General features: G+C 51.7%; 17 protein-coding genes and 1 tRNA gene. 8 read left to right on the top strand and 10 right to left on the bottom strand.

Annotated features, from left to right (window positions below; all coding sequences use genetic code 11):
* Positions 1-23: 23 nt before the first annotated feature.
* Genes KJW29_RS06045 through KJW29_RS06035 form a run of 3 tightly spaced genes read right to left on the bottom strand, consistent with a single transcriptional unit; the run spans position 24 to position 2,491 of the window.
* Positions 24-761: a DUF6081 family protein gene (locus tag KJW29_RS06045; RefSeq protein WP_214629123.1), complete on the bottom strand. Its 738-nt coding sequence runs from the start codon at positions 759-761 to the stop codon at positions 24-26.
* Between the two features lie 54 nt (positions 762-815).
* The gene (locus tag KJW29_RS06040) at positions 816-1,742 is read right to left on the bottom strand and encodes a prenyltransferase (RefSeq protein WP_214629122.1); all 927 of its coding nucleotides are present in this window, start codon (positions 1,740-1,742) and stop codon (positions 816-818) included.
* Positions 1,743-1,747: 5 nt separating this feature from the next.
* Positions 1,748-2,491, bottom strand: a complete 744-nt coding sequence (locus KJW29_RS06035) for a DUF1836 domain-containing protein (protein ID WP_179215502.1) — start codon at positions 2,489-2,491, stop codon at positions 1,748-1,750.
* 291 nt (positions 2,492-2,782) lie between these two features.
* Here KJW29_RS06035 and KJW29_RS06030 point away from each other — a divergent pair, with 291 nt between their 5' ends.
* Positions 2,783-4,072: a hemolysin family protein gene (locus KJW29_RS06030; RefSeq protein WP_246608608.1), complete on the top strand. Its 1,290-nt coding sequence runs from the start codon at positions 2,783-2,785 to the stop codon at positions 4,070-4,072.
* Between the two features lie 92 nt (positions 4,073-4,164).
* Here the strand turns inward: KJW29_RS06030 and KJW29_RS06025 are convergent, their stop codons facing one another.
* Complete coding sequence (locus tag KJW29_RS06025) at positions 4,165-4,671, bottom strand: pyridoxamine 5'-phosphate oxidase family protein (protein WP_214629120.1); 507 nt, start codon at positions 4,669-4,671, stop codon at positions 4,165-4,167.
* 111 nt (positions 4,672-4,782) lie between these two features.
* Between KJW29_RS06025 and pdxR the strand changes: the two genes are divergently transcribed.
* Entirely contained in the window at positions 4,783-6,240 is a 1,458-nt protein-coding gene (gene pdxR / locus KJW29_RS06020; RefSeq protein WP_214629119.1) for a MocR-like pyridoxine biosynthesis transcription factor PdxR, read from the top strand.
* Positions 6,241-6,412: 172 nt separating this feature from the next.
* Positions 6,413-6,488 (top strand) — tRNA-Thr (locus KJW29_RS06015).
* Between the two features lie 594 nt (positions 6,489-7,082).
* Here the strand turns inward: KJW29_RS06015 and KJW29_RS36430 are convergent.
* Positions 7,083-7,205 carry a hypothetical protein gene (locus KJW29_RS36430; RefSeq protein ID WP_256975597.1) on the bottom strand — a complete coding sequence of 41 codons (123 nt, stop codon included), beginning with the start codon at positions 7,203-7,205 and terminating at the stop codon, positions 7,083-7,085.
* A 139-nt stretch (positions 7,206-7,344) separates the two neighbouring features.
* Here KJW29_RS36430 and KJW29_RS06010 point away from each other — a divergent pair, with 139 nt between their 5' ends.
* Positions 7,345-7,554 carry a DUF2536 family protein gene (locus KJW29_RS06010; RefSeq protein WP_214629118.1) on the top strand — a complete coding sequence of 70 codons (210 nt, stop codon included), beginning with the start codon at positions 7,345-7,347 and terminating at the stop codon, positions 7,552-7,554.
* Positions 7,555-7,859: 305 nt separating this feature from the next.
* Here KJW29_RS06010 and KJW29_RS06005 read toward each other — a convergent pair whose 3' ends face one another.
* The gene (locus KJW29_RS06005) at positions 7,860-8,723 is read right to left on the bottom strand and encodes an AraC family transcriptional regulator (protein WP_214629117.1); all 864 of its coding nucleotides are present in this window, start codon (positions 8,721-8,723) and stop codon (positions 7,860-7,862) included.
* Between the two features lie 127 nt (positions 8,724-8,850).
* Here KJW29_RS06005 and KJW29_RS06000 point away from each other — a divergent pair, with 127 nt between their 5' ends.
* The 4 genes from KJW29_RS06000 to KJW29_RS05985 all read left to right on the top strand — a co-directional run bounded on the left by KJW29_RS06000 (position 8,851) and on the right by KJW29_RS05985 (position 13,556).
* Positions 8,851-9,966: a glycoside hydrolase family 88 protein gene (locus KJW29_RS06000; protein WP_214629116.1), complete on the top strand. Its 1,116-nt coding sequence runs from the start codon at positions 8,851-8,853 to the stop codon at positions 9,964-9,966.
* 111 nt (positions 9,967-10,077) lie between these two features.
* Complete coding sequence (locus KJW29_RS05995) at positions 10,078-11,409, top strand: spore germination protein (RefSeq protein ID WP_214629115.1); 1,332 nt, start codon at positions 10,078-10,080, stop codon at positions 11,407-11,409.
* Entirely contained in the window at positions 11,402-12,487 is a 1,086-nt protein-coding gene (locus tag KJW29_RS05990; RefSeq protein ID WP_214629114.1) for a GerAB/ArcD/ProY family transporter, read from the top strand. Before KJW29_RS05995 ends, KJW29_RS05990 begins: the two co-directional genes overlap by 8 nt.
* Entirely contained in the window at positions 12,480-13,556 is a 1,077-nt protein-coding gene (locus KJW29_RS05985) for a Ger(x)C family spore germination protein (RefSeq protein WP_214629113.1), read from the top strand. The genes KJW29_RS05990 and KJW29_RS05985 overlap by 8 nt, the downstream gene beginning before the upstream one ends.
* On the opposite strand, the gene KJW29_RS05980 is transcribed toward KJW29_RS05985, so the two are convergent.
* The 4 genes from KJW29_RS05980 to KJW29_RS05965 all read right to left on the bottom strand — a co-directional run bounded on the left by KJW29_RS05980 (position 13,553) and on the right by KJW29_RS05965 (position 20,171).
* Positions 13,553-14,638 (bottom strand): stage II sporulation protein P, encoded by a 1,086-nt coding sequence (locus KJW29_RS05980; RefSeq protein ID WP_214629112.1) that lies wholly within the window; start codon positions 14,636-14,638, stop codon positions 13,553-13,555. The two genes, KJW29_RS05985 and KJW29_RS05980, sit on opposite strands and share 4 nt — an antisense overlap.
* 317 nt (positions 14,639-14,955) lie before the next feature.
* Entirely contained in the window at positions 14,956-16,680 is a 1,725-nt protein-coding gene (locus KJW29_RS05975; RefSeq protein WP_214629111.1) for a hypothetical protein, read from the bottom strand.
* 175 nt (positions 16,681-16,855) lie between these two features.
* Positions 16,856-17,428 (bottom strand): NAD(P)/FAD-dependent oxidoreductase, encoded by a 573-nt coding sequence (locus tag KJW29_RS05970; RefSeq protein ID WP_214629110.1) that lies wholly within the window; start codon positions 17,426-17,428, stop codon positions 16,856-16,858.
* Positions 17,429-17,516: 88 nt separating this feature from the next.
* Positions 17,517-20,171, bottom strand: coding sequence for an adenosylcobalamin-dependent ribonucleoside-diphosphate reductase (locus tag KJW29_RS05965; protein WP_214629109.1), 2,655 nt, complete (start codon positions 20,169-20,171; stop codon positions 17,517-17,519).
* Positions 20,172-20,341: the final 170 nt, after the last annotated feature.

Genomic DNA, 20,341 nt, shown 5'->3' with positions numbered 1-20,341 from the left:
CATATTCACCGCCGTCCGCGATGTTATCCTTCTTCGTTCACTTCAATCGTAATCGGCGACCATTCCGCGATCACGGTCTGTCCATGCGCCGACACGCTGCCTTCCGGCGTCAGGTCCTTCTCCGTCATAATGCCGAGAGCTACCGTGAAGCTGTTGAACTTGACTGGCGTTCCCGTCTCTCTGCGAACTTCCCGGCCGTTCACGAAAAAGACCACCTCGTCCTTGTTCCGGTTGTACGTAATCCGGTACGTATTAAATTCGCGCGGAGCGAAGTCCGTATCTTCCTTGAATATACAGAAATATTTCGTTCCGTCCGTCTCCGGCACCTTCACGCCCGGGAACGGCAGCACGGCGTACACGCTGGCATATTGATCATTGCCTACAAAGAAGTCCAATGCCCCGCCAGTCGTAAAATCCAGCAAATTCAAAGAGACGTAGCCGTCGTACAAGTCTCCTGGCGCCGTGTCCTTGGAGCGGGCGCGAATCTTCAGCTCGAAGCTGATTTCCCCGTTCTCCGGCACTGCTACCTGCTCAGCGGAATAATACATATGTTTCGCATTATCGAGTATCTGCACTTGGTTGTTGGATCGGCTGATTGCCGCGCGAACATAAAGAATGCCGTTTCGAACGATGACAACGGCCTCCGGCTCGCGATAAGGCCAGAAGGTACCGTCCTGCAACGGAAAACCTCCTATCTTCCATACTTCTCCGTCATTTAATATGGTATGGAAATCACCGAGTATTTTCGTAGTAGTAGCCATGTCGGCATTCCTTCTTTCCTGGTATGGTTGTAAAGCGTTCGCTCAGCTTGCCTGTTATTGCAGGATACCTTGCAGTACAAGCGCCAAGATGAGGACAGCGCCGCATCGTTTGGTCGCTTGCATCGATGCCCCCATCAGCGGCAAATACGCCGTCGACTTATTATGCGCGCCAAGTCTGCCGTATACCAAATATAAAGGAACCGCCGTAAACACGGCAAGCAAGGCATATAGGGGAAGTGCTCCAAAAACGACGCACAGAATGAGCGCGGCATAGGCCAGAAACAATAACAGCCTGGAAAATTGCAAGGCTCTCTTCTCTCCCCAAACGACGACTAGCGTCCGCTTGCCCGCCTGGCGATCAGCCTCCCAGTGCAGGAAGTGATGGTTAAACAGAATCAGCGTCGTCAATAGTCCGATCGGCAGCGACAACAGCAGTGCACGATAATCGAGATGCGACGTCTGAACATAATAGGCTCCCGTTACGGGCAGCACGCCGAAGGCAAGCAAAATCGCAAGCTCGCTGTAGCCTTTGCCGCGATAGCCGAACTTCACGGGTGGCGCTACGTAGAAGTACGCAATAAACGCCCCTGCGAGTCCGAACACAATAACCGGCCAGCCGCTGATTACGCCAAGCGCAATGCCGCTGGCTGCCGCAACGAAAAAGAGCAGCCAGGTGACGGCGCGGAACTTGCCGACGCTCCAGGCGCCCCCCGTCAGAAATCCGGAGTTGGTCGAGATAGCGCCTTCCGTTGCTTTGGCAGCTTCATCCGTCCCGTTGTAATAATCCCAGAGATCATTAATCATATTGGAGAACAGATGTGCCGCACCCGCTCCCAGCAGCGTCAACAACATTAATCCGATTTGGAATCGGCCTGTCCAAACATAAGCTCCAGCTGCTCCGAGCACGACTGGAATAAGCATGACCGGCAGCACTTTGAATCGCGAGGCTTTCATAAATGATTGCAGCATCGATGTCTTCATCCTCTCTAATGGCCGCCCAGAAACAAAGTGGCTTCGCTATAACGCCTTGCCAGCGCCTGACAGTAGGCCGACTGAACCGAAATGACAGCAACCAGCAAAAAATTTCGCAGCGCTTCACGCTCCGGCTCCGTCCCAAGCGCGAGCAGATTCGCCGCTTTGTCTGCACGCATGCGAACATGCTCCTCCAGCTGGCTTCCAATACGGACGCCGGATCGTCCCAAAACTTTCATCTCTTCATATAACGCGGCGTAGCTTTTGTACAGAGCAACAGGCTCAATGAAGGGTTTGGCAGAAGAGCCCTCCCTGCAATCCGGCTTGCCGAATAGAATCGCGAACAGATTGCGGATGGATTCGAAATCCAGGCTGGACTTCAGATCATCGATCATATATAGGAGTGCCGCTTGACCAGGCGCATATTTTTTTCCCGCTTGCGGGCAGACGAATATAGATTTGAAATCGCGTTTCACCCAATTCTGCATGGAGGTGGCAGAAGGACTGGCAAATTCGACGAGCTGTCCCAGCTCGGCGATTTCGTGCAGCGACAATCCTTTTGGAGTACCGCTTTTCATTAATTTCATGGCGATCGCCGGGAGCGGCTCGGACAATACGGGATGATCGTTCAAACGTCTTGTCTGGCTTCGCGCGCTCCAAGCTTTCTGCATAATATCGGCCGGCTGCTCTTGACCTCCGGACTCCATCGCCATCAATAAATGGCCGACTTCAGCGCGAGTCAAAGAGAATCCATCCATGACATCGCCTCCTTCCTGTCGCATGGGAGTTCATATGAACTCATCTTACGGCTGCGAAACAAGCTTGTAAAGGAGCGAAAAACAATGGGAAAAGCGCAATAATCGCATGTAAATCGACTTAAACGAACGTACAAGGCGAATTACGACCCTTTTGCCGGTTGTCAGTTCGAGTCATGATTCGTTATATTAATTCATAAGTAAATAGAACAATAGTTTGCTGTCCTACAAAAATTATAAAAAAAAGGGTAGTGAGACACGAAAATGGGTAGTGGTATAGGACTTAATTTATTCATGATCGCTTTGCTTATCTTCTTGACTGCGTTCTTCGTCGCAACGGAGTTCGCCATCGTTAAAGTTCGCGGAAGCCGGATCGATCAGCTCGTGCTGGAGGGACGGAAAAATGCGCTTGCCGTTCAGAAGGTAACGAGCAATCTGGATGCTTACTTGTCCGCCTGTCAGTTGGGAATTACGATCACGGCGCTGGGTCTTGGTTTCCTTGGCGAACCGACGGTTGAGAAAATACTTTTACCACTGTTCGAAAACGTTCAGCTCAGCGAAGCATTGAGCCATGCCTTGTCTATCGGAATCGCGTTTGTTATCATCACGTTTATTCACGTCGTCGTCGGCGAACTCGCGCCGAAATCATGGGCCATTCAGAAAGCGGAATTTATTACATTTTTGACGGCCAAACCTATCATCTTCTTCTATCGACTGATGTTCCCATTCATATGGCTGCTTAACGGGTCGGCCAACGCGCTAGTGCGCGCCTTCGGACTGAGACCCATGAAGGAGCATGAAGAGGCGCATACGGAAGAAGAGATTCAGATTATTTTGAACGAGAGCTACCAAAGCGGCATGATCAACAACACCGAATACGGTTACGTTAGCCGGATCTTCGCATTCGATGAGCTGCTGGCCAAAGAAATAATGGTTCCTCGTACCGATATGATCTGCTTATACACAAACAATACGCTTGCGGAAAATTTCGAAATTATCCGCAAGGAACAATATACAAGATTCCCCGTTGCTCTCGAGAGCAAGGACAATATCGTCGGCATGATTAATACGAAGCAACTGTTCCTCTCCTACCAAGAGAACAAGCAATTCGACATTAAAAATCTGATTCATCCCGTACTGAGCGTATCCGAGGTTACTCCCGTCAAGATGCTGCTCAAGCGGATGCAGCTAGAACGCGTGCACATTGCCATTTTGGTCGACGAATACGGAGGCACATCCGGACTGATCACGATCGAGGATATTCTGGAGGAGATCGTCGGCGAGATTCGAGACGAGTTCGACGGCGACGAGCGCAAAGAAATCGAGCAGCTTGCCGACAATTGTTATTTGCTGGACGGCAAGGTGCTGCTCGACGAACTGGAAACCATCGCCGGCAAACACTTTGACGAAGAAGACGTCGATACGATCGGCGGCTGGCTGTACAGCAAGCTGCAGGATCCGAAGCCTGGCAAGGAATATACGCACGAGAATATGAAATTCATCATTCGCGAGACAAGCAAGAACAGGATCCGCAAGATCGAGATGCAGATCGAGGAGCTCCAGCTTGAAGGAGAAACGGCTTAAAATATAGTTCAAAGGGGCAGCCGCCAGGTTCAAAGACCTGGGGCTGCCCCTTTCCTATTCCAAAAAGAAATTGCCAACAGTCGCCCTCCGGCCTATTCCGAAGGTTTCTCGCTCTCCTTAGCCGTCAACTGTCTTGCCGTCAGCTTAAAGACGGCGGTTTTGCTGCCCATGGACGACACGTACCGCTCCACATGCACGCTCGCCAGTCGTTCCCTGTGGAAACCGGGCGCATACTTGTCCAGCATCGCCTGCATAGCCGCCGTTGCTTCCGCAAGTCCCGGAACGGGTTCGATGGCGCCAAATGCCATCACGCTCATATATGCCGTATCCGTCTTTGCGGGAACGGGATGCGGGATCGTGCCGTACGATTCCCCGATTGTTACGCAAGCCTCCGGATTTCGACCCATAATGTCCATCTTTCTCCCCTCTTCAGCCGCATGGAAATAAAATGATCCGTTAAGCCATACAAAATTCAGCGGTACGACGTAAGGAATACCACCGTCCGCCAAACCGAGAAAAGCCGTTTGCGCCTGCTCCAGAAATGCGGCTATTTTGTTTTCGTCTTGGCATAATCTACTGCTCAATCTTACGGTAAACATGGCCTTCTCCCCTTCTCAAGTGCGCTAATCTTGTGATATTGTCACTATATGCAACTATTGTCACCAAGAAAAGTGACAAAAAAATCAAAATTCAAGGGGACAGATCCATCGATGATTGAATCCATTACGCCTGCGATTGGCAAGGAAAAGGGAACTCCGCTTTATACTCAGCTGTATCGATATATTCGCGAAGCGATCGAAGCCGGCAAGCTGTCAAGCGGAAGCAAGCTGCCCTCGATACGGGCACTGTCCCAGCATCTGGGCATAAGCAAAAATACAGTGGAGGCTGCCTATGGCCAGTTGGTTGCCGAAGGGTATGTCGAGAGCAAGGAAAGAGGCGGCTACCATATACAGCCGTTGGATGAGCTATGGAGTCCTCTTCCCGTCCAGCATGTGGAGATGCATAAAAAATGTGACGATCTGGCAACCGTGGCAATGAACTCAACTAACAAGAAGGAGTCCTCCTTCCTCCCTTACGAATTTCGGTACGGCGATATTGCCTTCGACCGCTTCCCATTCGATATATGGAAGTCGTGCCTTACGCAATCGGTTAACGATGCGGCAGCTGCAGCGCCATACGGCATATTAGGCTACGGCGATCGGCTTGGACATCTCGGACTGCGGGAAGAGCTCTGCGATTATGTGTATCAATCTCGCGGTGCGGTCTGCTCCCCTGATCAGATCTTCATAGGTGCGGGCACCCAGTACACCGTCTCTCTCCTGCTTCAGACCCTCGGTCTTCGACAGGCCGAATTCGCCATGGAGGAGCCTGGTTATAACGGCGTTCGAAGCGTTCTTGCCGGCATGGGTTGCCGCATCACATCCATCCCGATAGAGGCGGACGGCATTCATGTCACGGCACTGGAGCAATCGACGGCCAAGGTCGCATACGTGACGCCATCGCATCAATTCCCGCTCGGAATGGTCATGTCCATCGAGAAACGTCAACGCCTGCTAAAGTGGGCATCCGCAAGCGATGCGCTCATTCTCGAAGACGACTACGACAGCGAGTTCCGTTACGGCAGCAGACCTGTGCCATCCTTAAAGGCGCTGGATTACGATGATCGAGTCATCTATCTGGGTACCTTGTCGAAGTCGTTCCTGCCCGGCGCCAGACTCAGCTATGTGATTGTTCCGCGCAGGCTTGTTCCCGTTATGACAGAACGTATGGCGAATTACAGCTGCTCCGTCTCCCCCATGATTCAACAAGCGGTCTGGCTGTTCATCAAGCAAGGCCATTATGGTCGTCATATCCGCCGGATGAGACGTGTTTATCAAGCCAGGTATCGGGCACTGACGGATGCCGTTTCTTCCACGATGGGAGAACGTGTTCGCATCGTCGGCGATTCGTCGGGGATGCACATCCTGCTGCGCGTGCCGGGCAGAGATGCCATGGAGCTTGTTGCGTTAGCGGAGCAAGCCGGCTGCCTCGTGTACCCCGCCGCCAAACATTGGAGCAACCCGGATGCGGAAGCGCGTGAATTCGTTATGTTAGGCTTCGGCGGCATGCAGGAAGACATGTTGCGCGAAGGAGTGCGGAAATTATCCATGGCCTGGTTTGCGAGGTAGTCGAAGCCCAAAGTGAAACGGCTGTCGCCGTCCTTTGGCAGAACAGCGCTTTTCACTTTCAGAAAAGTTGTCACTTTTCTGAAAATTAGAACTTCAAAAAATGGCTTGCATTCATTTTTGGTTTTGTGCAATAATATGTCTTGTCCCCGGTAACACAGGGATAACAACATGTGCCGTTGTAGCTCAACTGGTAGAGCAACTGACTTGTAATCAGTAGGTTGGGGGTTCAAGTCCTCTCGACGGCACCATTTTTTTCTCGGAACTTTTAATTTCAAGACTTCTCGCCGACCTGGTCGCGGGAAGTTTTTTTGTTGTTTAGGAAACTATGCAACCATAAGTCTTGTGGATATGTGGAAAAATACTTATGCAGATTAAGGTGTTTGGAGGATTGAACAGATCTGGTATGAGCGCGGAATGAGATATAAAAGTATGCTTCGTTTGACTGAATGACGGGATGAGCGCCTAATGAGGTTTAAAAGTATGCTCCGTTTGTCCAATAATCGGCTGAGGTTGAAAATCTAACAGACACCAGCGACGCTATTTGTCCGATTTTTAACCTCAAACAAATCTAACGGACAGGAAAAACATTATGAGTCGTAACGGAGCCAATTTACGCGATGAATATGCCAATAAGGTCGTGTGTGTCCGTTAGATTTTCGAAAACCTAAAAAATCGATGAATAGCGTCATATATGTCCGATAAGCGGTGAGTGACTGATTTTGTTTTTTTCCCGCGACACGCCAATAAAACCAGGCGCCGCCGCCTGGCTTTACTGAGGGCGATGATCGCCTTCACCTCAAAACTCGGTCGCTCATCTCCGAAAGGCCACGATAGAGGTTATCTCATTCATCGGTTTCGTCCCATTTTTTCGAATAGGCTTTCCTCGTCACCCAAAGGGTAATCCAGGTCACCAATACGATAATGATCACCGAAAATATCCATACAGAACCGGGCACATTGCCCATTAGCCGCCCCTCCCTTCCACCAGCCTAATGTTCTTTATAGTATCATAATTGGATCGTTATTGGATACCGCCGCAAGATCGGTTAGAATAGAATTCGATCTTCATATTACGATTCAGTTGACAAGCAGGAGGGGAAAGTTATGGATTTTAAGCTGGACCTACTGGATTCCAAGGTCGAGTTATACGAGGCGGATGACTTGAAGTCGCTGGAAGGCCAGATCGAACGGGCGATTGATATCAATAAGGCGCTTATGCTCGACGTTCATTCCGTCTCTCATCAGGTGGTGGTCAATCCCCGTACAGAACGGCTCCTTTATAGCGCCGTCGTGCACTTCAAGCTGAAACGGTAAAGTGATGGGCAGCCCGCTTCTTATATTCGAGTTCAAAAAGTTCGGTTTTCAGCACCGAGAAGATTGAAAGAAGGTAGAAACTGAGGAGCGGAGCGTAGTGGTAGCTACGTGAGCACCTGCAATGTTTCCGGAGGAAACATACTTCGAAAGCATCCGCTTAGTTTCGCCTAACTTCGGGCCCCGCGAAAGTAATCGGAATTGGCATCGAAGCTTCCCTTCACTTTCGTGGGTATCAGGAAATATTCGATGTCGAGCACGCTTCTTGGCATACTTCGTGATCAAAAGCGGACTTTTTGAACAACCTCTTACAGCTTCAGACGGTACTGATGCGGGGAGATGCCCATGGTTCGTTTGAACAGCTGGATAAAATAAGAAACGTTAGGCAGGCCGACTTGCTGTCCGATCAGCTCGATCGGCTTGTCGCTCCCGCGCAGCAGACTGCATGCTTGCTGAATCCGACGCGCAGCAAGGTATCCCGTAATGCTGCTGCCCGTCTCCTGACGGAACAGCCGCGACAGATAAGAACCCGACATATGCAGCTCCGCCGCAAGCTTATCCAGCTGGAACGGCTCCGAATAATGCCGCTCTATCCAGGCCATGATTTCGTCGGAATGACGGATCGGCTTAACACCTTCCCCGGCTATCGGCTCCGCAATTTCGCGCTGAATGAAGGTCAGCAGCTGCAGCAGAAGAATCGCTGCCCCCTCTTCCTCCCCGCCTCCAGCACCACTGTCATAAATGACTCCTTGAAAGCTGTCGAACGCTGCTCCCAGCTCGGTCTGGCAGGCAGAAAGCTCCAAGCTCTGCTTCCGAAGCAGTCCTTTCTTCATCCGCATGTACGTATCTCTAAGTGAAGGAAACGGCGGCAGGAAACGCTCCAGGAAAGCCGGCTCGAAATGGATGATGCTTCTCTCGTAAGGCCGTTCTTCGTTTATATCCGCATGCACCTTATGCAGTTGATTCGGCAAAAAGAAGAAGAGCGATCCAGGCCGCATTTCATACCTCCTCTGATTGACGATCACAACTCCGCTCCCCTGATGCACGAACAGCATCTCGAAACCCCAATGCCAATGATAATAACCGTCGAACGGCTCCTGCGTCCATCTCCGATGCGACCACAGGAACGGCTTGCCCTGAGGATTGATCGACTTATAGAATAAATCCTTCATGTCCTTCATCTCCACGTAATATGTAATGTCAATATAACAACATTTTCACTCATTGTACTGCAACTTTGTTTGTTTGTCAGGCGCTATACTTGGAGCATAAGAAACATGACAAGGAGCTGACCAATCGATGGATCAAACCTACGTTAACCAAACGATGACCGCTATCACGAACAAAGTAGAAGATATGATAAAAAGAATTGGCGGCAAGTCGCCCCATGTGGCCCGAGAGGATGGCATCTACGACGATCTGCGCCATAGCTGGTGGACATCCGGCTTCTGGCCGGGCTTGCAGTGGCTGATGTTCGACGTCTCCGGCAAGGAATCGTTTAAAGAAGGAGCGTGGGACTGGGACGCGAGTCTTGAGCGCTGCTTCTCCGAGCACCCCATCGGACTGCATCATGACGTAGGGTTTCAGTTCCTTCCTACTGCCGTATTTAAATACGAGCTCACGGGAGATAAGGAAGCGCTGCGCATCGGCTTGAAAGCCGCCAATTATTTGGCCGGACGCTTTAACGTCGAAGGTGAATTTATCCGCGCATGGAATACGGATGAAGCAATCGGTTGGGCCATCGTGGACTGCATGATGAATATTCCGCTTTTGTTCTGGGCGAGCCGCACGACCGGCGATCCCCGCTACAAGCATATCGCCATCCGTCATGCCGATACGTTCTTGAAACATGCGATCCGCGACGACGGCTCTGTCTGCCATATTCTGTCGTTTGATCCGGAGAGCGGCGAGTTCCTGGAGCAGTTGGGCGGACAAGGCCTGTCGGGCACTTCGGCCTGGAGCCGCGGCAATGCATGGGCTTTATACGGTCTCTCGATCGCCTATCGTTGTACGGGAGAGGATCGTTACCTGAAAGCGGCGAAACGCGTATCGCACTATTTTATCGCCTCGCTGCCCGAAGATCATGTTCCGCATTGGGATTTCCGGGCGCATCCGATCGAAGGCGAACCGCGCGACACATCGGCAGGCGCCATCGCCGCTTCCGGCTTGCTGGAGCTAGCCGAGCTAGTAGGCGTGGAGGAGAAACGAATTTATGGCGATGCGGCGCACCGTATCCTGCATTCTCTGACAGAAAACTACGCTACATGGGATCGCCCTGGGCACGAAGCCATTCTCGTTGAAGGCACAGGCCACAAGCCTGCCGGTCAGAACATCAACGTATCGTTAATCTATGGCGATTATTATTATGCGGAAGCGTTCGCCAAGTTAAATGGCTGGTCGCATCGCATCTTTTGATCCGATCCCTATCCACAATTAGCCGGTAGACTTCTGTCTGCCGGTTTTTGGTATGACGAGATAGCCGCCATGGAGATACTGCTAAGAAAAGCATACACTTAGGAGCATCTCATGACGATTCTGCAAGCTTTAAAGCATCGGACAAGCCTGAATGCTGATATACGTTTTCAGAAAATGACGTTGTCCGGCCTGGAAGTAGAACTGACGGGGCTGAGCTCCCTGATCGACTTTAACGCCTCGCTCCTGCATATTCAGCAGCAAGTTCACCAGGATACGAACATGGGATTGCCGCTAGAGTCTGTGATCGGCAACCTTGGACCTATCGTAGCCGAGCCGACAGAGCATCAATTATTGACATCCATGCTGGCCGGCCACCTCATTCTCTGGTTCGAGCGATTCGACGCCTACGTGCTTGTCGCTCCTGTTGGCCGTCCCCTCTCGCGTTCGATCGAACCGCCTACGACGGAAAATGTGCTTCGCGGCTCGATCAGCGCTTTCGTGGAGGATATCGATACAAACATAGGACTTATTCGCAAGCATGTCGCCTCCCCTTCTCTACATGTTCATTCCTATTTGCTGGGGACGATTCAGAAGAAGCGGATTGTGTTGTTATGCGACGATACCGTCGTGGACGTTCGGCTTCGGGACGCAATCGTCGCGATGCTCGAGAAGAACAAAGAGATGAACATTCAAAATTTGCAGCAGCTGTCGGCGGCTCTCGGCTTCTCCAAGTGGTCGCTCGTGACCAAGTTCAACACCTCCGAGCTGCCTCAGGAAGCGGAGACGGCTTTAAGCAAAGGCAAGGTTGTCCTGTTTATGGACCGGATGCCCTTCGCCATCATCCTGCCCAGCCTGATGTGGGATATGTTCGCCGTGGAGAACGATCGCAGCTTCCCTGTCATCTTTATGTATGCCATTCGTTTTTTGCGCGTATTCGGAGTCTTGATCAACATTCTCATTCCAGGCTTGTATGTCGCGCTCGTCTCGGTTAACCCGGATGTCTTGCGGATCGAGCTCGCCCTGACGATCGCAAAAAGTCGGATCGATGTGCCTTATCCGTCCCTGGTCGAAACGCTGCTCCTGCTCGTCATCCTGGAGCTGATCCTGGAAGCCAGCATTCGGCTGCCCAAAAGCATCGGTCCCACGCTCACGATGGTTGGAGGCATTATTTTGGGACAAGCCGTCGTCAGCGCGAAACTCGTCAGCAATTTGCTCATTATTATTCTCGCGGCGACAACGATCGCAAACTCGGCGGTAGTCGGCTTTCAGAACTCGGTCACCATCCGGCTGTTCAAATATTTGCTCGTCGTCTTATCGGCGATCTACGGCGTAATGGGGCTGCTCGCCGGCTTGTTCCTGGTTTGCTCCTATATGGCCGGCGTCACCTCGTTCGGCATCCCTTACATGCACCTCATGAAACCGAGAGGTGAGCCGAATGGTTAAAACCTGGCAAGTGGCGAATCTGTATATTTTGACGCATATCGGCGTCATCTTCTTCCTCTATCCGGACAATATGATCCAGGCGATGGAAGTCAGCCACTGGATCGGCATTCTGACGGGTTTCCTGCTTCATATCCTGGTCGTATGGAGCTACATGAAAGGGCTTAGCCTGTTCGATCGGCGAAATGTCGTGGACATCTTCCTTGACGCCGGCAAGTGGATCGCCGTACTGCTGCTTGCCCCCGTCTTTGTGTATTTGCTTGCGGTCATCGTCATCTCGATCCGGTCGTACGGGGAAATGATTACGATCATCTTCCTCTCCAGCACGCCTCTCTGGGCAACGATGCTGCTAACGGCCATCCTTGCAGCCTATCTCGCGCTGCAAGGCATTGAAGCCATTTTGCGAACGGGATTATTGCTGCTCGTGTTATGCATGCCTCCCACCTTGTTCGTGCTGGTCTCGTCCTTTCAGCATGTGGACTGGCATTACGTGATCCCCCTATTCGAAGGCGGAGCATTTCGCTGGTCGTTCGTTTACAACCGCTCATTTTTGATGGGATTGTTGGCGGTAGGCGGCAGCTTCCTCTTCCTCGGATTCGTTCAACCGGAAGTGGCATTCAATCAGCGTTATATTCGGTATGCCAGCTTCCTGTTGCTGCCGTTGTACGGGATTGCCGTGTATGTTCCGCTCTTGACCTTCGGCCATAGCACGGCCTCCAGGTTGATGTTCCCGTTTATCTTCGTGACGGATATCGTAGAGGTGAACTGGCTCATGTTCGAGCGCACGTCGTTGTTCTTTACGATGAGCATGATCGCGTTCGTCCTTCTTTTTATCTCGCTGATGCTCTGGAACGCTGCCTACCTGGTGCAGAGGGTAATCGCGGTACGGACGTGGCCAATCGTTTTGGCTATCGCCTTCGTGTTGCTCATTATCTGCATAAGCATCGACGACTGGGAGCAACTGGAGAAGCTGATTTGGTGGAATACATTCCTCCGACTCTACGTCATGTTCGTCATTCCGGGCGTTACGTTGGCCATGGGCCTTCTTCACAAGCGGAAGGGGGGCGCAGCGTATGGGTAAATCCTTAAAATATCGCTGGATTGCCGTCTGTCTGTCGATGCTGCTCACGCTTCCCGCTGGCGGCTGCTGGGATAACAAAGACATTAATCACCGCTCCCTTCCGATCGTTATGGGCATCGCCAAACGGGATGGCATATACAAGGTCGTCTTGCAGGTGCCGGAACCGACGGAAGGAACTACCGCTCTTCGCGTGATCGAAGGAAAGGGAACGACCATTAACGATATTGTCGATAAAATAAGCACCAATATGGAAAGCCAAATCGATCTGCTGCATCTGAAGCTCATCTTATTCGAGGACGAATTCGCCAAGGAAGGATTGGGAGACGTCATCGAATCATTTATGCGCGCGCACGACATATCCGCCAAGGTTATGGTCGCGATCTGCGACGAGCCGTTGGAGTCGTTCTTTAAGAACATTAATACCTTCCACAAAAACAATGGAACCGTGCTGCTCAGCTTCTTCGAAAAAAATGCCGGTTGGAATCCTCAGCTCGCGGAATCCTCCGTCTGGGAAGTGTTCCGAAGCATGAACTCCTATACGCACGACGTCTCCATACCGATCATTCGCTCCGGCACCGGGACCGTGATCGAGAGCAGAGGTTCGGCCATCATCGGCAGCGGACGGATGGTCGGTAACTTAACCCCCGGGGAGACGTTGATCGTCAATTCGTTTAAGGGCAGCAGCGCGCAGGGCAAGATTGAAGTCATGAAGAACGCGACGGTCGAGATCATCAGCAGCGCCACCGTCCACCGGCATACGATGAAAAACGGCGTCCCCTATTTAAAGTCGAAGATTCGGCTTAAGGTGACATTGCTGGAGACGAAAGGTTCGCCTTCCCAGGAGAGCATCAGGCATGAGGTTAACAAACTGCTGCAGAGCCGATACGACAACATTATCGGCAAGATGAAAGCTACCCGAGCGGATATACTGGCTACCGGGCAATATTTTCGGTCGAACCTGACCCGCCAACAGCTTGAGCAATGGAGAGAAGACTATTTGCCCCGGCTCAACTGCGAGGTAGAATTCGTGACGGTTATTCAAAATACAGGTTTGCTTCGGGGCAGCTAAACTTTGATTTTCTGATCAAGCTCATGCAGAACGGCGGCCAGAGCGTCCGCAGTACGGTAGCTTTCTTCCAGCGTGTTGTCGACACCGCCCATCTCGACGACGAGACTGTTCTTCGACAGCGATTGGTTATACTCTGCATTGCCCGTTCCCGGAGCTTTCGTGAGCACCCCTCGCGAGATGCCCGGGAATTTGGCGTTTAACGCTTCGTGAAGTTGTGTTGCGAACGCTTTGTTGTCCTTCCAGTTCGGATTTTTTTCGCCGATTACGAACAGGATTTTAGCGTAGTTTTTCCCATTAATTTCGACCGTCGTTTTGTTGCGCTTTAAGGAATCGCGGTGGATGTCGAGCAGGTACGTTAGCTCCTTGTTCTCGCTTAACGCGTCGACAACCGTCTGTTTGGAATACTTATAGGAGTAGGCATAATTAAACTTGGAGATCGTGGTCGGATAATCCATCTTCTCTTGCAAGGCGGGAATGCCCAGCTTCTGCAGACTGGCCGTCAGCCGCTTGCCGACAAGCGTGACGTTTACCGTCTTGGAGCTGGCGTTTTTGGTCCCTTCCTTGAGTTCCGGGAAATACGATTCGCGATTATGCGTATGATAGACCAACACTCGAGGCGAGGAGCTTGCGACGCTGACGGGCTTGTCCTTGGCGGGAGACGCCGGTGCAGTCGCCGATGCGGCATCCGATGCAGCTGGCTTGTCCGCCTTGTCAATTGGAGCTGACGCAGCATTAAGCTTGTCCGGAGTATTTGAGGGGGATGGTTGAGCAGTAGCCGCAGATGCAGGAGGTGCGGCGGCTGTTATCAAAGCTGCTCCGCCTTGAACTGGAGCGGTTAACGAAGCGGCATCCCATCCCGGAAACATTTGGATCCCGCCGAGGAACGAAACCTTCGGCTCATGAGCGGGCTGCAGAAATGTCGAAAGACCGCCTGCCCCTTCTGTTTCCGTATGCAAGGCAGCATATGTAGTCGGGTGAGAGTCTGCAGCCAGCCCCCACCCTACACTTAATACCATGGACAACAAACAAGTGGATGCAAAAAAGGTGCCTGAAACGAGTCTTTCGCGAAGCTTGTACATCATAGTAGCAACCCCCAATTCAATCTAGCGTTGTTACTACTATATGAAGCCCGCGAATTTCATAGAAGAGGTTGTTCAAAAAGTCCGCTTTTGATCACGAAGTATGATCGCGTTGCTTACTCGACATCGAATATTGAATTCAGGCGAAACTTCCGGTGCTCACGTAGCTCCACTACGCTCCGCTCCTCACTTTCTACCTTCATTCAATCTTCTACAGCGTTTTTGAAAAACGCAGCATCGGAAGCATAAGCTCATGTGCTGAAAACCAAACTTTTTGAACTCGTATTAGAATAGGCGTTTTCATCATTCTAATAATTGAACTACCTTTTAAACAATCCTCCTAACAGCACCCCGCCAACGATCCATTTGCGCAAAAGCAGGAATAAAACAAGCGGCGGCAGGCTCAAGAGCGCACCGATCCGATACAGGACGGGGTCGCCGCGATCGATGCCCAACTGATCGCTCATATACATCGCATTACGAAATAGCATCATGCCAAGATGTTTGGAAGAATCCGCAATATAAAGGAACGAAGGAAGATAGCTGTTCCATAACACGATAAATTGAAGCGCGCCTAAAGCCAGCAAAGGTTTCCATATCTTCGGCAAAAACAAGGTGAACAACGTGGCAAACTCTCCGCGTCCTTCGAGCTCCGCCTGCTCCTTCAAATGGCCGTATTGGCCGTTAAAGATGCTCTTGAGCACAAATGCCGAAACAATGTTAATAAAACCCACGATGGTTATCGGAAATATGGTATTCACCATGCCTAGCCATTGGAATTGCATGTATTCAAAAAACGTCCCCGTTCCGATGCCCATGACGGCAATCAGCGCGATCCGATACAACGTTCCGCCTGGCAGGCGGCGCGCCGTCATAGGATACGCAAGGGTAATCGAAACGAGCATGCTAATCAGCGTCGCTCCCCAGAACAATACGGCGCCCAGTGCCACGTTCGGCAGCCACAGAAGTTCGGTTAACGGAATTTCCGTTGAGCTTTGACTTAGAAATGGATCTATGAAGATAAAGTAAAGTACAATCAACACGAGTCCCGTGCCTGCAACCCCAACGACTCCTCCGGCAACCGCAGAGCCGCCTTTTAAATTTGCAGCCGAATCGGCATCACGCTGAAACAACGATTCCAGCAAGGTTCCTCGTACAATAAAATAGGCTGCCAGCGCGAGCGCCAACTGCAGTCCATACGAAAGAATCGTAGCCGAAAATGCCGGGCCTGTGTTCATTTGAAGGAAGCCCATCTGATAAACGAACAGATCAACTGTCATGGCCGTGTCCATGACAAGAGGATTAAACAAAGTATGCAGCAGCTCGAAATCCGTCGTTGTAAACATGGCGAGCTGGAGCAGCATAACAGCCGCAACCGCCTTCGCTGCGGGAAGCGCATTCAAACGACCGAACGTCGCACCGCTAATACCGTCGCCGAACCTGGAATGCGTCGCAGAAATCGCCGCCAAAGCAATAATCATCGGTATGCCGCCATACTTCAGAAGCTCCAACGCCAACAGAATCATTCGGAAAGGTCCCGGTTCCCCAAGCAGCAAGCGGTCTGTCGGTCCCAAAGGAGACGAAGTAGCGGAAAACATCAGCATCGCGAAGTGTCCAAGTACGACGGAAGGAATGACGTAGGGCAACACAAGCATCGAAGCGATCCAGCTTCTCAGCTTTCCAGATCGAATACCGCTTAACGCCAATGCGGCTCCAAAGGCAAGCAAGCCTCCGGCAACGATATAGATGATCTTGTAAGTCAATGTATTACCCAATGCGCTCCGGAATTCGGGAGATTGAAAAAGTGCCTTGTAATTATCCCATCCGACCCATGGGCTGCCTCCGACCCCCAAATAAGGTTGGTATTCCAGAAATGACGCATACAGTCCGTTCAGGAAAGGCATGATCTTTAATCCAAAAACGAGAAAAAATGCAGGTATGACGATGATATAATGAAATTTGTATTGCCAAATTCTATCCGCCAAAGACTTATAGCGAGTTGACTGCATAGCCATATCCGACTGCGGCGGCAGATCCCTATCCATCCGGTACCCTCCCCTAATGCTTCAAAATATGACTATCATCATACTATATCAGGGTCTATTTGCCTACTAAAATTTGACAACACAAAAAGTCCGGGCAGCGCCCGGACTAGCTGGTATCATATGTGTTTTCATCATTACGTTATAAATTGGGCCCTATCGATTTGAATCTCTTAGACTAACCGTTCACTTTCAGTACGTCATGATCGACATAACGGGTACCGTTAAGCTCGCTGATCACATTAATAGCGACCTTCGCGCCGTCTCCCGCGGTAATAATCGTATGCATGCTGACGCCTGCAACAGTGCCCGCCGCCCATACGCCGGCCACGCTGGTTTTGCCTTCCGCATCGCAATCCACAATACTTTTGATGCGCGGCTCCGTTCCCGGCTTCACCGCCACGCCGCTAGCCTCAGCCAGCTCAACCGACATGCCGGTTGCTAAAATAACATGCTTCGCTTCGTAGACCGTGCCATCCTCCGCTTGCACACGGAGGTTCTCGCCTGCAGTCTCCAGTGCAACCGCCTTGGAAGCAACCAGCTCTGCTCCGTGTTTAGCCGCTTGCTTTCTGCCTGTCTCTACGAGATCCGGCCCGCTGATTTCAGGCGCGCCATAATGATTTTCGATCCAGGCCCTTTTAGTAATGCTTTGATCGGCGTCCAGCACGATCGTTTTTTTGCCAGCCTTAGCCGTAAAGATAGCAGCACTCGCTCCTGCAGGTCCAGATCCGATAATAGCAACATCATACATGTCAATCGCTCCCTTCGATCTTCAGGTTTGTCTATCTATTCGAGTATACCAGAACAAACCCTAAGCTTTCAAAAGGGAACCAACTTTCCTAATTACACTTACTGAACCCGCATACCGTACATTGTTTGCAGCCTTCGATACTCATTAACGTAGCGGAGCCGCAAGAAGGACATAGATCTGGATGAGTCTCTATTTCGGCCTTGTGTATGAAATGCCCTTGCGAAGATCCGGTTACTGAGTCGGTTGCGTAGTTAGGATAGGCACTCGTTCCGTTCTCGCCAGCTTGAGCTGCTGCCAGCTCATCTGGTACCATCTCCGACTGGAAGACAACGTCAAGCGGCTCCCGACCCCCTTCTATATGCATTTCCAGCGCCTTCGCGACGGCATCGGCAATAGACTCTACGCGATTCGGACCAAAGCCGATTGCACCGGTGCCTCCGATCCCCTTTAAATGTTTGACCAGCAGATTTACTTTGCTGCCGTGATCGCCGTAACGCAGGAACAACGAGCATACTCGGCCGAGGGCTTCGGCCATAGCGAACACGTCGGAACCGGCCTTGCCAACATTGAGGAATATTTCCGCCGGCGAGCCGTCCAGATCGTTAATCGTAATGTAGGCCATGCCGAACGGCGTGTTCATTTTGTAGGTCGCTCCGCGCAATACCGAGGGGCGGCGCTTGTATTGTTTATCTACGGATACAGGATTCTCCAAGCTGGATGTCTCCGTGGCCGTCAATTCAGCTGTGAGATTGCCTGTCTGTTCAAATTCTGTCGGAGATTCCGCTTTATCTTGGAGTTCCGCATCAGACTTTTCTTTGACCGAGGACTTCTTCTCTCCCGCCGACAGTACTTGCACATCCCTGCTGCCGTCGCGATAGATCGTGACGCCTTTGCAGCCCAGATCATAAGCAAGCTCGTAGAGATGCTTCGCCTCCTCCACGGTGAAGTCGGCAGGACAGTTGGCCGTCTTGGAGATGGAGCTGTCGACCCAACGCTGGATGGTCGCCTGGACCCGAATATGCTCCTCCGCCGAGAGGCTCATCGCCGGTACGAAATATTCGGGAAGCTCCTCTCCGGGATGTTCATCCAGCCATTGCTGCGCGATCGGCACAAGCTGCTTGTCGTAGCCCAGCCTGCTCTGCCGGTAATATTCGAAGGCGAAGTAGGGCTCGATCCCCGTCGACGTGCCTACCATCGTGCCCGTACTTCCTGTAGGGGCCTGCGTCAGCACCGTTACGTTACGAATACCGTCCCTGCGGATCGCCTCGCCAACCTCGGGATAGGCCGCAACCAGCTCTTTCATAAATCCGCTTTGGAGATATAGATCCGCGTCGAACGCCGGGAACGAACCTTTCTCCGCCGCAAGCCGGGAGGATGCCAGGTACGCTTCCTTCGCAATAAAGCCGAACAGACGGTCCAGGAAATCAATCGATTCCTCTCCCCCATAACGGATTCCCAGCTTGATCATCAGCTCCGCCAGACCCATGGTGCCTAGTCCGATTCGCCTCTCCAGTTTCTGATTTCGTTCATTTTGCTCAAAGTGGTAAGGCGTCTTATCGATGACATTGTCCAGGAACCGCACGGCAGACTGGGTCACTTGGGCGAGCTCATCCCAATCCACGTCGCCCCGTTTCGCGTCATAAAACTGGGACAAATTCACGGCGGACAGGTTGCATACTCCCCAGCCCGGCAAGCCTTGCTCTCCACAGGGATTAGTTGACACAATTGGATTAAAATACCAACTATTAGATTGCTTGTTATACCGCTCCATAAAGACGACGCCCGGCTCCGCGGAACGCCATGCCGACTCCATCATGACATGCCATATTTCTCGTGCGGGCAACTTGCGATAGGTAACGACCCGCTTGCCGAGCTCACGCCACTTCGCTAAATCTCCGTCCCACAGCTCGTCGTAACCCGTTTCCTTCGTGTCGGGGAATACAAGTTCCCACTCCAAATCCCGTTTCACCGCATCCATAAAGGCGTCGCTCACGCAGACAGAAAGATTCGCATTCGTTACCTCGCCCATCTTCTGCTTGACCGTAATAAATTCCAGCAGATCGGGATGCCAGTCGTTGAGCATGATCATTAAAGCGCCTCTGCGGCTTCCACCTTGCTCAATCAGCCCCGTCGCATAACTGAAAAGGCCGCCCCAGGAGACGGATCCGCTGGAGGAGCCGTTGACTCCTGCCACGACGGCGCGGCGAGGTCTAAGCGAAGAGAGGTTCATCCCGACGCCGCCTCCGCGAGCCATAATCTCCGTCATGTCGCCCAGCGTCGTCATGATGCCGCCGCGGCTGTCCTTCGGCGACGGTACGACGTAACAGTTAAAAAGCGTAAGCTCATCGCTGGCTCCCGCTCCCGCCATGATGCGCCCGCCCGGCACAAGCTTCCAGTCTTGCAGCGCATCGCGGAACCGGCCTTCCCACTCTACGCGTTTATCGGGGCGTTCCTCGGCAGAGGCGATAGACTCCGCAAGACGGTTCCACATGCCGGTAGGCGTAACCTCCAGAGGCAGCACAAGCTTTTCTACGGTCGTATTCACCGAGTCTCCTCCACGGAGTTGAACCGTAACTTCATTTCCTTGGCGAGCGGTGACTACTCCTACTTCCTTCGTCGGGAATTTAGGATCGTCCTTTACAAGCACGAGCACCGTATCGCCAGGTTTGCATAACTGACCGTTAGGATGTTTTTTGGCATACCGATCCAGAAATATTTTTTCGCTTAGACCTTCGAGCCGCATGGGTATTCTCTCCTTTGTTTTTGCATTCTGAGAATAAATTCACAATTACGGACACCGACACCATCTACATATAGTATATACCTCATATTATACCACACTATATATGGTTATTCACTTCATTTTCCAGTCTGTCTTATGATTATGGTCCAACAAGGCAATACTAATGACAA

Source organism: Paenibacillus agaridevorans (assembly GCF_018604145.1).
GTDB lineage: Bacteria > Bacillota > Bacilli > Paenibacillales > Paenibacillaceae > Pristimantibacillus > Pristimantibacillus agaridevorans.
Note: the sequence above shows the minus strand (reverse complement) of the source record. Positions and strands in the feature narration are given on the sequence as shown.